Origin of the sequence: Niastella sp. OAS944 (assembly GCA_024809215.1) — a bacterium.
Taxonomy (GTDB): Bacteria; Bacteroidota; Bacteroidia; order Chitinophagales; family Chitinophagaceae; genus Niastella.
Genome location: JANUBW010000003.1, coordinates 769,326 through 783,526, shown reverse-complemented (window position 1 = coordinate 783,526; position 14,201 = coordinate 769,326). Strand labels below are relative to the sequence as shown.

Genomic DNA, 14,201 nt, shown 5'->3' with positions numbered 1-14,201 from the left:
TTTAAAACCAACTATGAGAAAATTATTAACTGCACTTATTCTATTTGCAGGCACAGCCTGCATGGGACAAACATCCTGCGATATTTTAATACGTAATGGCCGCATTATAGATGGCGCCGGCAACAGCTGGTATTACGGCGATGTAGCCGTAACCGCTGGTAAAATAACAGCCATTGGTAAACTCACCGATTACACGGCACCAAAGATCATTGACGCAAAAAAAATGATCGTTGCCCCCGGCTTTATAGATGTGCATGGCCACGTAGAAGGCGCCATATTTCAATGGCCTACTGCCGACAACTATATTCTCGATGGTGTTACCACTGTGATAACCGGCAACTGTGGCGGTTCTTCCAGTAATTTAAAAAACTTCTTTCATCGTATTGACAGCCTGCACCCTTCTATAAACATAGCCACTTTATATGGCCATAACACTGTTCGCCAGGAAGTGATGGACCGCGATAATCGTTTACCCACAACTGCCGAACAACAACAAATGGAATCGCTGGTTGAAAAAGCAATGAAGGAAGGCGCGGTAGGCATCAGCACCGGACTTATTTATATCCCCGGCACCTTTGCCAATACCGAAGAAGTGGTGGGGCTGGCAAAAGTAGCCTCACTATATAACGGCGTATATGCATCGCATATTCGTAATGAAGAAAGCAAAGCTGTAGAGGCCATTAATGAAGCTATCAATATTGGCAAGGCTGCCAATATACCCGTGCAGGTTTCACACTTTAAAATAGGCGGCAAAGCCAACTGGGGCACCAGTAATATTACTCTTGGTTTAATTCAACAGGCGCGGCAGGATGGCTGGGATGTAACCATAGATCAATATCCTTATACCGCCAGCAGCACCAACCTGGGTGTGCGTATGCCCGACTGGGCATTTGCCGGCGGCAACGATTCTTTAAAAATTCGTTTACATAACCCTGCTACCCGTGCGCAAATAAAAAAAGAAATGCTTGCCCAGCTGGCTAAATACAAATTCAAAAACTACAGTTATTGTGTGGTGGCCAGCTATTCAACCGACAGCAGCTACAATGGTAAAAGCATTACCGAAATAAATAAACTGATGGGCCGCAAATCAAAGGCCGCCCAGGAAGCCGAAACCATTATGGATATGGTAGAAAAAGGCGGTGCACAAATGGTATATCACAGCATGAATGAAGAAGATGTGAAGTACATTATGCGATATCCATTCTGTATGGCCGGCGCCGATGCCGGGGTACCCATGCCGGGCAAAGGCATGCCGCATCCGCGTGGCTATGGCACCAATGCCCGCATACTGGGAAAATATGTGCGCGAAGAAAAAGTGATCATACTTGAAGAAGCCATTCGCCGCATGACATCATTGGCCGCACAGAAGTTCCAGCTAAAAGACCGCGGATTATTAAAAGAAGGCATGGCTGCAGATATTGTAATATTTGATGATAAAACCGTAAGTGATCATGCCACATTTGAACAGCCGCATCAGTATTCCACCGGTTTTCATTATGTAATTGTGAATGGACAGGTTGTTGTTGATGACAGTAAACATACAGGGGTTAGAAGCGGCGCTTCGTTGTATGGGCCGGCTTATAGGAAGTAGTTGCCGGTTACCAGGTGCCGGTTGCCAGTTGCCAGGAAAAGCAAATACAGTTATCGGGCGGCCAGGTACCTGTTCCCAAGAATACAAAACGCACAAAACAGTAGCGAGCCACGCGCTAAAATCCCGGCAACAGGTAACCGGAAACCGGTAACACTAACCTTGAAAGAATTAGCATCAATACCTACACCCTGAAACTTGCAACCTGAAACCTGTAACTTTAACTATGAAGTTCCTTCTAATCCTTTTACTGCCATTACAATTAGTTGCACAAACACGTGAAGAAATTTTACGCTGGGAGAAACAGGCAAAACAGGTAACCATCATTCGCGACTCATGGGGCATTCCGCATATATATGGAAAAACCGATGCCGATTGCGTATTTGGATTACTGTATGCCCAATGTGAAGATGACTTTAAACGGGTAGAAGCGAATTACATTGATATTTTAGGAAGAAGCGCCGAAGTATATGGTGAAAATAACCTGTATACCGATTTGTACACCCGGCTACTGGTAGACCCGGCCGGTGCGCAGGAAGATTATAAGAAGAGTCCGGCCTGGTTAAAGAAATTATTGCAGGCCTATGCCGATGGCATCAATTATTATCTATACAAACATTCAACAGTAAAGCCCGCTTTATTAACACGTTTTGAACCCTGGTTCCAACTCATGTGGACCGACGGCAGCATTGCAGCCATTAAATCGGGTGGACTCACCGTTGATGATCTAAAGAATTTCTATACCGGCGATCCTACAAGTATAATTCCCATCAAAACATCTGAGGAAGATACAAAAGCAACCGGTTCCAATGGATTTGCGCTGGCGCCATCACGTACCGCATCGGGAAATGCTATTTTGTATATAAATCCGCATGTAACGTTTTACTTCAGGCCCGAGGTGCATGTGATAAGTGAAGAAGGATTGAATGCCTATGGCGCAGTTACGTGGGGACAAATGTTCGTTTACCAGGGATTTAATGAGCATTGTGGGTGGATGCATACATCGGGTTATTCTGATGTGGCCGATCTGTATGCAGAGAAGGTAATTAGAAAAAGCGGCAAGTTCTTTTACGAATATAATAACAAGGAAATTCCTGTACAGCAACGGGAGATGAAGCTGCGCTACAAAGTGGACGATCAAATAAAAACAAAAACATTTACCACCTGGCATACACAACATGGGCCTATTATGGGCAGTCGTGATAGTAAATGGCTAAGTGTACAAGCTGTTAACCGCTCATTGAATGCATTGATACAATCGTACCTGCGTACGAAGGCAAACGGATTTGAAGCGTTCAAAAAGAATATGGAGCTCGTATCGAACGGATCGAACAACACGGTGTTTGCCGATGATAAAGGCAATATCGCTTATTGGCATGGCAACTTTATTCCGCGCAGAGATACCGCATTTAATTGGAACGAACCAGTTGACGGCAGCATTAGCGCCACCGCCTGGAAAGGACTGCATACATTGGATGAAACCATTCATTTATACAACCCGGCGAGTGGTTTTATTCAGAACTGCAATTCAACGCCATTTACGGCAGCAGGCAGTAGCAGTCCGAAAAAAGAGCAATATCCATCGTATATGGCAACCGAACCAGATAATTTCCGCGGCATATTGGCAGCGCGCTTAATGGAGAAGGCAAACAAGTTTACTATTGATAGTATTATTTCAGCGGGATACAACACCTATTTGGCTGCGTTTGAGAAGCTTATCCCTTCGTTGATATCGCGATATAAGGACTTATCTGAAACCGATTCTATTTATACAAAACTGGCCGGCCCTGTTGCCGAGTTAAAAAGCTGGGACCTGAAAGCCAGCGAAACTTCTATTGCCACTACGCTGGCCATTGAATGGATAACCAAATTACGCGGGCCTATTAACCGGATTCGCATAAATGGGCAGGAAGTAGATTATGTAACCCGGGTAAATGAATATGCCCGTTCGGGCGCCACAGCCGAAATGATGACGTCATTGATGGCTGTAGCAGATGAGCTCACCTACAAATTCGGCACCTGGAAAACGCCCTGGGGAGCAATAAACCGCTATCAGCGATTGAATGGCTGGTTACAGCCTTTGTACGACGATAATCAGCCAAGCCTTCCGGTGGGCATGGCAGCAAGTACCTACGGTTGCTTACCCTCGTATGTGAGTGCATACTTTAGTGGCAGCAAAAAAAGATATGGCTACAATGGCAACAGTTTTATTTGCGCTGTGGAATTTGGGAAGAAAGTAAAAGCCAAATCATTACTGGCTGGCGGCCAAAGCGGCGACCCGGCATCCAAACATTTTGGCGATCAGGCTGAGATGTATACGAAGGGTATTTTTAAGGATGTGCTTTTTTATAAAGAGGATGTGATGAAGCATGTGGAGCGGGAGTATCGGCCGGGGGAGTAATGAAAGAGGTAAGATGTATGAAGTAAGAAGACTTTGAGTATTCAGGTTTCTTTACTTTTTCAAACCTCAGACCTGATACTTCGTATTCCTACTTCTTACTTCGTACATCCTACTTCTATTTAATGATCAGCGCGCCGCTGCCAGATGTTGAAATAACTTTTGTACCGGCAGACTGCACCGAATAGCGGCCGCCAAAGTTTACACCCGCCATGCTGGTGTTCACAATAATATTTCCACCACCGGGCGATACCACATTAGCACCTCCTGCCGATACCACGTTTGCACCACCGGCAGACACGACATTTGCGCCACCCGCCGATACCACGTTACCACCGCCAGGAGATACTACATTCACTGCCACCTGCTGGCCATTTATAAAGAAGCCAACCAGCACATTGTTATTATTCCATGCGGCAGTCTTTATTTGCAAGTTCTGTTTGTTCAACGAGCTTTGAAACTCGTTAATGTATTTTTTTAGTTCATCGTAATTATTCCAGCTGCCGTTGTTGTAGTTTTTGATGTTCAGTTCCCATGCATTGGGCTGGCGATTGTATAGTTCTTTATACACCTGAAAGATCCAGGCATCGCCGGTAAGCGCGGGCATCGCAGTTGACTTTTTCGAATTGTAGGTCTTAATGTAGCCTACCAGTTCGTTGTAATTGTTCCAGCTGCCGTTGTTGTAGTTTTTGATATTGCATTCATCGGCAGAAGGCGTACGGTTGTAAAGCTGTTTGTAAGCCTGCGTTATCCAGGGATCGCAATTTTGAGCATTTGCAAAAGAAAAAAGGAACAGGCATAGCAAGGTTGCCAGGAAGATCTTGTTAATCATAAAGTGTTTTGGTTGTGTGTGCGTTAATTACACACATAAATATTAAATCTTCGGCATATATAGATGATTGTTATTGTGAATTTAAATAGAAGTTGATTGAAAGCAATAATTTCAAGTGACTTGCAACATTGATGTTTATTCGCGTGGCAACTGGAAGTGTGTTGCATAAAAAAAACCAGGTCCCACTTTTCAAATATTAAGTCAACACACCAATGGGACCTGGTATTTCTAATCAAATAATTATCCACCAAAAACCACACTGATAATATCGCTGGGCATGCCCACTTCATCATCACCTAGCAGTCCTATAGCCATATACTCGCGCTTTTCGGGTTGGCCGTTGGTAAGTGGGCGCTCATCGTCGTAAGGGGAATGATTGTCGCGGGCAAGAAATTCCCATTGTGCAGTTCCTACCAGGCGTGTATAGATGTTGACACCTGAAAAACTTTTCTTTACAAATGAAATACGTACGCGACCAGGCAGCACTTCTGCTTTTAATGTTGTTTTACTGCCCTTCAATACAGTCGTATCTACAGTAGTACCTATAATACCGAGATCAAGGCCAATGGCTTCGGTATAAGCAGTATGAGCTTTGATGCGGGTAACGAAACCACGAATGACGGCAAGCGCATCACTTTTCAAATCGTCTTTCACGGCGATGATCTGCTGCACCTCGGTTTTCTTTTGTTCAATCTCTGTGATCTTGGCGCTGGTTTCGTTACAGCGGGTTTCCGCTAATTTAATTTCCTCAGCAGTTAGTCCGAGCGATTGACCATAATTGCTGATCTTTTTACCATAATTTGTAAACCAGATTGCGAGCTGAGGCTCGGAACGGGGGATGTAGTCGGTGGCCATAGCTGTAGAGTTTAATGTTAAAGAATAATAGAAAAGTAATAGCTACACCAAAATCAGGAGATCAACGAAGGATCGGTTATGTTCACCGGATATATCGTTGCCGGCAACGGAGGTTGCGTTAACGGCAACCACGGTTTGGTTGATGGCAACGGAGGCTCCGTTGATTAAAACAACAGAACCGTTGAGTTGTACTAAAGAGCTGTTGCCATTTGCAATACATCCGTTGATGGCACCCAGGCATTGGTTGCATTCTCCCATTTCCCGTTGCCGGCAACTGCGCTGTTGTAGAATTCATCACAAGTTTTAACCGATTGATTTTGAATACCACTTTTTTGAAAGAAATGAAAGACAAAACAAAAATCTACCCGGATAGTTGATTTTTTACAACTTTTTAAAATTATCGTATAGATGTAAGCGCTACACGCCGTTTGTTGGTTGCAGATATGTGTACCAAACAAACATTACACTGATCAATACCGCTGCATTTGTTCTTTTATAAGGTTTACAACTTTTCGATACGATTCCTGGTTTTTAGCCATCAACAATATGATTTCATTTAATTTTTCTTTTAATTTACCACCTACGTCCTTTGCTTTGGCATAAAACATTGTTGACTTCTCATCATCATTGAAATGGTCATTATATAAAGAGAGCCAGAGATCTATTTCTTCTTTCAATAATGTAGCTTCTAATCTGGCCTCCGAAAGCCTGCCTGTATCTGTTTCACCAAAACTATCCTGGTGATTAAGATCGAAATACAGGTAAACTGAATTTATATCAATGTATTTGTTATCATTCAATTCGCCCAACCACTCACTATTATGTTCAATGATCTGCTCTATAAATTCGGTGTCGGGCTCCGTTTTATCCCATAATTTGGCATACATTTCATAAGCCTTTTTTGCATGGATCATGCGTTCATAAAAGGTATAATAGTAAGCCATGGCTTTTTCAGCCACCTGCAATTTTCTTTCATAAGTATGCTTTCTGAGATCCTTTCTTAAATCAAACTTATGGGTGAAAATGCGAACTAATTCGCGTAAGACTTCGGTAAGCAGCGAGCCGCTCAGGAAGCCAATGATAGCGTCTGTGGTCATAGTGATTAATTTTAGAGATGTGAAATATTAATCAGGGGCTTAACGTGGAGAGGGAAATCATGGGGGCGGAAAATGGAGAACATAAATCTAACAGCACCGGACATATTGGTTGGTGGGATTGCTGCATGGGGGAGGGAAAAAGTGAGACTAGTGCTTTTGATTGTGTAATTAACACAGCATTGGGGATTATACATTTACGGCAAGATCAAGTAATTTTTGGCAGTAGGCTATTTGGAAGAAATTTGAACTCGACATAGATTTTTCCGAAATCGTTGGAACCAAGTTTGGGCGGGATGATTTTTACGTTTTTGATTGCCCTTTTATTTGCGGGGTTGTTGATGAATTTTAGGTAGGCGGATGGGGTGAAGAGTTTAGTGTGTATAGATCTATAAAAGTTACGCATAGGGCTAATTAATATAAATTAAATAATCCGACCTTGTATAAGCCTATAGAATATCATTCAAATGTTATTCCTGCTTTTGCAGACTTTGCAATAAGATAATTAATAAAAGCACTGCATGAAACAAGCATAAATTTGGCATCTTCAAAATCACAATCTGCCATTTCGGTTAAACCATGCCTTATCCCATCAGCATCGCTTGTATATCCATAAATTTGTTTAAATCCTCTTTCTAAGGCTGCGTGAATTTTAATTTTTGATTTTATCTTATCAATAGCTCCAGCAAGAGTATCTTTTGAATTACCACTGATAATTTTGGTTATTGACTCTACAGCGGATATAGATTCTTTTATTGAATTTCGGTAATCTGGATTTTTCCGATCAGCAAGTAAATCTAATCCTGTTTTTAAATGCAAACTGACTATACTCAATTTGTCTTTTAACGAAGACGCTTCTTCAATTGTTAGTATCTCCTCCTCTGAAACAATCTGAAGCACTTTATTATTTACTATCCTATATCCTGCCACTTCTTTTTTTAATGCAAGATTACATTCCTCTATAAATTTTATTTGTGTTTGCTCAGTATAATATAAATCGTCAATTTTAGCACTTCCAATAAATTCTATCAAATCATATATCTCATACCAATCTGCATAGGTAAAAAACCATTTTTTCAAATAACCAAGAAATCCATCCGAGTTAATGACATCGCTAGCACTGTACTTAGGTATTTTATCAACTTGTAAATTAAAAAACTCTATCCAAATAAGTCGGCATACCTCTCCTCTTTTGGGTTGTAAATCTCCTTGGCACCTCACATTACTAAACTGATTAAAAAAGCCTTCCAACAAAATATTCCAGAGCCGATTCATAAGGTCACTATCAATTGACCCTATTTGCAGAACTGTTTTAATAGATTTAAATCCATTCCTTTGAGAAAATAACAATATAAAAACTATCTTCAGATTAAACTAATATAATTATTTACAAAAAAACCATCCGTACAACACGAATGGTTTCTATAATAAAAACGTTTGTCACGCCTACTAGGAGATTTTATGATTTTCAATCTTCTTAATTTTCATCTGCGCAAAATAAGGATGATCAGGATGCACGACGAGTTCCTGCCTTGCAGGATGAACCAATACATCCATATCTTCCATCGGAATTGCCCCCAGTAAAGGTTCAGAATCATCAGGTAATACCATCGCACGGCAAGTGGTTTGTCTATTTTTAAACCGTACTTCAACGGGCGCAACAACATTACATTCCACTATATGACCATTAGCTAATTGGGCCTTTCTAGTTTCAACGACAGGTAACTGTAACTGTTCCTGAATATTCTCATTAATACATAACATTATCGCACCGGTATCAACAAGTATGTTTACATGCATGCGCTTAACTTCATCAACGTCCAGAAGATTACGTCGAGACATTTCAAGATCGCCACCGTTAATTAATTCAATATCAGCATAAACTAGTCCCATACTGTGTTCAAATTGTTTATAAATTTAATAATTTATTTCTTCCCCAGCAACCGCTCCATCATCTCCACCTTCTCCCGCTCAGCCTGAAGCAATCGCTCATACAATTTCTCATTCTTATCTATTACCTCCATTAGCTTATCCAATGGATTGAAAGTACAGTTATTAATAGAACCTGACCCTCCACCATTATTGATGCTATTATCATGGAAATGGTTTGTTATGAAATTAACCACTGCCTCCGGATCATAGTTTTTAATAGCGTCAACAGAAGTATTTAAAGCTTTTGCTGCCTGCTCCAATATTTCAGGCTCAATACTCTCCTTGCCTTCCAGTAATGAGATCTTCTTTTGCGTCCAGTCATCCCCCATCAATTCAGCCAGTGTTTCCTGTTTCATTTTTCTTATTTCGCGTATGCTTTTTATATTCTCGCCCTGATGTGTTGAAATGGCCATACCGTTAGTGTTATAAAACAAATATAACTTTTTGATGTGATAAATAGCATAGCGGTAACTGAATAAAATATCACGGTTTTCGAATAAAATATTCACCGGCAGAATATATTATCTAATTACGGCTATGTTACTTTGTTCTTACAATAGCGTTTCGATTACGCTCAAAGTATTAGCCAAAAATAAAGCTCTAATTAGTAGCACCGTTCTGTAAACATCATTTTCTAATCCAAGAGCTTTATCAATTATGAACAACGTAATTCACATGGCGCCTGTAAGGCACCTTCCCCAAAAGTTGCTACACCATGAAGACCATAAACAGTTTGCAACCGAAGCAAGTGTAGATTTTTACAACGCCACCATTTCCTTTTTCGACAACCATCCACCCGGAAATTGGCCAAAGACCTGTATAAACTCATATTCGCTCTCATGGAGCACCAGGCTAACAACCAGCAGGCGGTTAATTTTGCAAGTTCTATTTACGACTTTAAGCAACTGCTGAATTTACTTGAAGAAGCCGATCGCCTTCGGCATAAAGATGATCTGTATAACCAGGCGTTTTTTGACTTTGTAACGGATTTCATGTACGAAAACGATCCATCAACCATTTACGGCCACCTTTGCCGGATAAGTCTCGATTTCATCAGGTATGAACTGCAAATAGGCTACCCCACCTTCATTAATGAATTCCTGCCCGATGTGTTGGCATTGCTTGAGTGGCTGAATAAAGGCGCTACCCTTTAAAGCTTAAGTGCAATTACGACCAGTAAACCTCCATTATAATAATCAAATAATTTAAACCATGAGTATTGAAGCAACTCAATGTGCGCCTATAAGCGCCACAGAAGACGAAACATGGGCTGCCGTTGAAGTTATTGTGAAAGCAGTAGCCTCAGATAGCCCATTGTGCAAGGCCCTGCAAACGATCCGTTACAATGGATACTATATAAGTAAAATGATAAGAGGTATCAAAATCGGTACACATTTCCAGGCCTCCGGTAAAAGCCATTCTACCGTACCCGAAATTTTGATAAGTGGCAAGTGGCTTCAACAAAAGGGTTTTAACCCCGGAAATAAAATATGGGTACTTCCTTTTTCTGAAATGCTGATTGTAATTCCACAAGGTCCCAAATAACCACCTTAAAAACAACAAGACCTGTCAGGTGCATTCAACTCACTAATTAAGCGAGCTCAAATGATGCACCTTACAGGTCTTCTTACTTCCTACCTCCTACTTCTTACTTCTTCTACCTACCCCTTATAATACGGCATATGCGTATCCTGAAATTTCTTCTGCGCTGCCTCCCAGGTATTCATTTGCTGGGTGCGCTCTTTATTCATGGTGTTATTTGTTTGATTGAATACGTTGATGCTTTCGTTGTACTCCTTCACCGCTTTGTTGTATGCATCAACATCTTCTTTCGTACGGCTGCTGGCCGATTTGGCTTCGAAGGCCTTCTTCGTTTTATTGAAGTTCTCTTCCTTCAAGTAAAAATCAGTAAGCTTGGGAACATCTGTTTCAGCTACCTTTTTATAATACTTCAACACTTCGCGGCATGCATTGGCAAGAGAAGGATCGCCATTAAAAGTTTTCAAGGTATCAATACCCTGAAAGCCTTCATTGGCAAATTTCAATAACGAACTGCGGCTTTGCTCTACATCATTGACCTTTTTATTGTTCATGGCCTCTACCATTTCCTTATCCATCCAATTGCATTTAAAGAAAATAAGGAACAGCGAATTTGTATAATCATTCAACTTACCTGCCGTTTCCAATTTAGAGCCCAGGGCGCTTTGTGTTTCATCGATGCGCACATTATACTTGGCAGCAAACTCTTTTGATGCCACTTGTACTTTATTATTTGCTTCGTTAAGCTTTTCGTCTATTTTTTCCTGTAACAGAAAATAGGCCGACATAGCATCGAACGATTGCTCAGCTACCTCTTCCATATCAACGATCTTTTTGTAGTCTTCGTTAAATACGCGGTACACAAGAGTAATGTAATCTATTGAGCCCTGGCGTAAGCTGTTATCGCCTTTATACTTTGGCAGGTCGGTTGTTTTGTATTTGCTTTGGTTAATGCTTTCCAGCACCTCGGCGCGCAGCTTTTCTACTTTGCGCGCCTTGCGTCCGTGCGCTGCTGCGCTCAGGTATTGCATATACTTCTGGTCCATATCGGTACGAGCCTTAAATATGGCTGTCATATACTCACCAGGGTTTTCAATGGCTTGTGCGTTTGAGGAAATACTAATAGTTACAAGGGCAATGATCAGGAACAACAGGTTCCATTTCTTTTTTTTCATAGCGAATGTTTGGCTGTATTAAGGGTTTTAGGTTACTGTTTCATAGCGGCCATTACGCGATAGGCGACCTTTACGTATGCATCATTCAACAGATCGTCTTTCCATTCTGCATCTAACTCACTATCCTGTTGTTTTTGTTTCTGGCCCGCAGGCTTCACCACTGTGTAGATAGCCTTCTCCTCTTTTGGCTTTTTAATTGCACCAGCCTGTTCATCCTTATATTTCCTATAATTCCAATAGTCTTCAATAAACAGGGAAATATCTTTCTTTACACGCCCGGCCTTTGTATAATCAATAAATTGTTGCACATACTTAAAGTAAGCCGATGTTTCCATTTCCTTCTTTGCAATGCCATCTGCCGCAGCCACTGGCAATGGCGCAAGTGGCTTATAGTATTTATTAGCATCGATCGTTGAGGCCGGCAATGCATATTTTTCATTCACCTCTCTTTCTGACGAGGCATCGGTTAAATCGGGTAACAATACATCGGGCTTAACACCATTAGCCTGCGCTGTTGTGCCATTTATACGAAACAGTTTTGAAGTTGTGAGCTTTATGTAACTGGACGCATCTTTTTTACCATTATAATTTTCCAGGTTAATAGTTGTATCAATCGGCAATACTATCTGCGATGTCGCTTTGCCATAGGTTGGCGATCCAACTATCAATGCACGATTATAATCCTGCATAACAGCCGCCACCAATTCCGATGCCGATGCACTGAACCCATTTACCAGCATCAACAATGGGCCGTCATAAATAGTACCACGCACCATATCTTTTAAAGTGGCAGCCTTGGGCTCGCGGGTCTTTAATTGCGCCACCGGACCGCCATCAATAAATATCCCCGATAACTCAATAGCTTCCTGTAACGAGCCGCCGCCATTATAGCGCAGATCTATCATCAGGCCTTCTATGTTTTCTTTCTTTAGTTTAACTATTTCTTTGGCCACATCATTTGCACAACCATTTATGCCTTTTGTACCTTCCCAATCAGAATAAAACGCAGGCAGTGAGATAAAACCTATTTTTCGGTCGCCCTGCAAAATGTAGCTCTTTACTTTTTCTTCTTCCTCTTCATCCGCTTCTTTCTCTAACCGCTCTTTTTGTAATGTAACCTGGCGTGTGGTGCCATCGGCTTTTTTCACGGTGATATTAACACTATTTCCACCCGATGAAGCAAGCACCTGCTCCACTTCTTTTACTTCGGCATCGGCCACATCAATAGGTTCTTTCTTTTCCCATTGTATGCTTTGTATTTTATCGCCCTGATTCAACCGGCCGCTTTTGTAAGCGGTACTACCAGGCTTCAGGTAATCTATTTGCGCATGTCCATCATTATCTTCAGTGAAAGTAACGCCATACTCAAGTGGCTTCTTTCCCAGCTGGCTTTCGAAATTCTCTTTGGCATCTAATGAAAAATACGTCGTATGAGGGTCGTATGTTTTAGCCAACGCACTGCAATACATATTGCCAATGATAAACTCCAATCCTTGCGGACTTTGCAAAATTCGTTTCACTGATCGCTTCAGTGTTATATTGGCCTTTCTGCGCAACGATGGTTCAAGGCTATCGATAATTTTTTTCGAAGGCAGCTTACCAGGAATAATAAGATTCGCATATTCTGTTATTCCATACAATACCGTATACTTTACCAGCTTGTACATTTTGGTGCGCATGGCAGTAACGTTGGCAGGGTAAGTGGTATCTTCCACTACCGTATACTTTTCTTTTAGCGAAAAGTTGAAAGGCGTTTTGCTTACGTTATCAAGCATGGTATCTGCCTGTTGCAGCCGCTGCTTGTAGGTGGTAACCAATAATTGAAGGAAGTTCGATTTGCGGCCTTTTATTTCATCATCGAGTTGCAGGCGGTAGGCTTCCAACTTCTTCACATCATCCTGTGTAAAGAAAATGCGTTCTTCGTCGAGCGAGGTCATCAGTTCGCGAAAAATAGCAGCAGATCGTTCATCATCTAACGGGCGGGGTTGAATGTGGAATTTCTCCACCATGCGGCTCACGAGGTAGGCATCGGTCACCGGTTTTTGAAGCGATTGTGCATACAGCACGTTACTACCAAACACTACAAGGATCAGAAAAAGAAGTTGGCGCATATTAGTTCCAAGGTTATTGTTTTCTACAGGGGGATTGAGGTGTGATCTTTTTCTTCTTCTATGTTATTTCATCAGCGCTTTCAAAACCTACCATATCTCTTTAAAATCTACGCGGGCTGTACATTCAGGAAAGAAAAATTCGTGCACAATGTCTTTGCCAGATTGTTTTAAATGATACTCACCACCCAGTAACTCATATACCTCTGCCTCAACTTTATCGGGTGCAATTACTATATAATATCGAATCCCCTGCTTTTCGTAAATACAATATTTTGTATAACGATCTTTTAGCTCTGTTTTCGGAGTTAATACCTCTGCAACCAGAACAGGTGCAAAATCAAGGACCTCTTTTGTTATTTCACCATCTACAATCAACAAATCAGGTTGTAAGATTATATCATCAGTTACCAGGTAATCTATTGGCAGATACCCTCCATATACTTTATAGCTTTCAATTAACACACCAAACGCCGCAGTTAAATTACTGGCAATTCTTTGATGATCAGGCCCGGGAAGCGGATGCATTGCCCAAGCTATCCCATCAATCAATTCCCATTTCCCTTCCCACAGAATCCAATCCTCGTATGTATAATGCGGTAATATTCTTACAGAACTTCTCAATGCTCTTACTTTTATAAAGATATAAAATCAATTTGAAAAGTGAAAGCACCGCAATT

General features: G+C 41.4%; 13 protein-coding genes. 4 read left to right on the top strand and 9 right to left on the bottom strand.

The features are described 5' to 3' along the window. The first annotated feature begins 13 nt into the window (after positions 1 to 13). The gene (locus GGD38_RS17935; RefSeq protein WP_375297625.1) at positions 14 to 1,591 is read left to right on the top strand and encodes an amidohydrolase family protein; all 1,578 of its coding nucleotides are present in this window, start codon (positions 14 to 16) and stop codon (positions 1,589 to 1,591) included. 223 nt (positions 1,592 to 1,814) lie between these two features. Then, positions 1,815 to 3,989: a penicillin acylase family protein gene (locus GGD38_RS17930; protein ID WP_375297624.1), complete on the top strand. Its 2,175-nt coding sequence runs from the start codon at positions 1,815 to 1,817 to the stop codon at positions 3,987 to 3,989. 115 nt (positions 3,990 to 4,104) lie between these two features. Here the strand turns inward: GGD38_RS17930 and GGD38_RS17925 are convergent, their stop codons facing one another. From GGD38_RS17925 to GGD38_RS17900, 6 genes are all read right to left on the bottom strand, one after another. After that, the gene (locus GGD38_RS17925; RefSeq protein WP_375297623.1) at positions 4,105 to 4,818 is read right to left on the bottom strand and encodes a hypothetical protein; all 714 of its coding nucleotides are present in this window, start codon (positions 4,816 to 4,818) and stop codon (positions 4,105 to 4,107) included. Between the two features lie 240 nt (positions 4,819 to 5,058). Next, positions 5,059 to 5,673, bottom strand: coding sequence for a hypothetical protein (locus GGD38_RS17920; RefSeq protein ID WP_375297622.1), 615 nt, complete (start codon positions 5,671 to 5,673; stop codon positions 5,059 to 5,061). 470 nt (positions 5,674 to 6,143) lie between these two features. After that, positions 6,144 to 6,770 (bottom strand): hypothetical protein, encoded by a 627-nt coding sequence (locus GGD38_RS17915; RefSeq protein WP_375297621.1) that lies wholly within the window; start codon positions 6,768 to 6,770, stop codon positions 6,144 to 6,146. 456 nt (positions 6,771 to 7,226) lie between these two features. After that, on the bottom strand, positions 7,227 to 8,117 hold the full coding sequence (locus GGD38_RS17910; RefSeq protein ID WP_375297620.1) for an AbiJ-NTD4 domain-containing protein: 891 nt from the start codon (positions 8,115 to 8,117) through the stop codon (positions 7,227 to 7,229). Between the two features lie 99 nt (positions 8,118 to 8,216). Beyond that, positions 8,217 to 8,660 (bottom strand): clan AA aspartic protease, encoded by a 444-nt coding sequence (locus GGD38_RS17905; protein ID WP_375297619.1) that lies wholly within the window; start codon positions 8,658 to 8,660, stop codon positions 8,217 to 8,219. A 32-nt stretch (positions 8,661 to 8,692) separates the two neighbouring features. Further along, positions 8,693 to 9,112, bottom strand: coding sequence for a helix-turn-helix domain-containing protein (locus GGD38_RS17900; protein ID WP_375297618.1), 420 nt, complete (start codon positions 9,110 to 9,112; stop codon positions 8,693 to 8,695). A 426-nt stretch (positions 9,113 to 9,538) separates the two neighbouring features. On the opposite strand from GGD38_RS17900, the gene GGD38_RS17895 reads away from it, so the two are divergent. Both GGD38_RS17895 and GGD38_RS17890 read left to right on the top strand, forming a co-directional pair. Continuing rightward, the gene (locus GGD38_RS17895; RefSeq protein WP_375297617.1) at positions 9,539 to 9,853 is read left to right on the top strand and encodes a hypothetical protein; all 315 of its coding nucleotides are present in this window, start codon (positions 9,539 to 9,541) and stop codon (positions 9,851 to 9,853) included. 58 nt (positions 9,854 to 9,911) lie between these two features. Continuing rightward, the gene (locus GGD38_RS17890; RefSeq protein ID WP_375297616.1) at positions 9,912 to 10,244 is read left to right on the top strand and encodes a SymE family type I addiction module toxin; all 333 of its coding nucleotides are present in this window, start codon (positions 9,912 to 9,914) and stop codon (positions 10,242 to 10,244) included. 116 nt (positions 10,245 to 10,360) lie between these two features. Here the strand turns inward: GGD38_RS17890 and GGD38_RS17885 are convergent, their stop codons facing one another. The 3 genes from GGD38_RS17885 to GGD38_RS17875 form a co-directional block, all read right to left on the bottom strand. Beyond that, positions 10,361 to 11,413: a hypothetical protein gene (locus GGD38_RS17885; RefSeq protein WP_375297615.1), complete on the bottom strand. Its 1,053-nt coding sequence runs from the start codon at positions 11,411 to 11,413 to the stop codon at positions 10,361 to 10,363. Between the two features lie 32 nt (positions 11,414 to 11,445). Further along, the gene (locus tag GGD38_RS17880) at positions 11,446 to 13,524 is read right to left on the bottom strand and encodes a carboxy terminal-processing peptidase (RefSeq protein WP_375297614.1); all 2,079 of its coding nucleotides are present in this window, start codon (positions 13,522 to 13,524) and stop codon (positions 11,446 to 11,448) included. Between the two features lie 87 nt (positions 13,525 to 13,611). Continuing rightward, positions 13,612 to 14,145, bottom strand: coding sequence for a Uma2 family endonuclease (locus tag GGD38_RS17875; protein ID WP_375297613.1), 534 nt, complete (start codon positions 14,143 to 14,145; stop codon positions 13,612 to 13,614). Positions 14,146 to 14,201 lie beyond the last annotated feature (56 nt).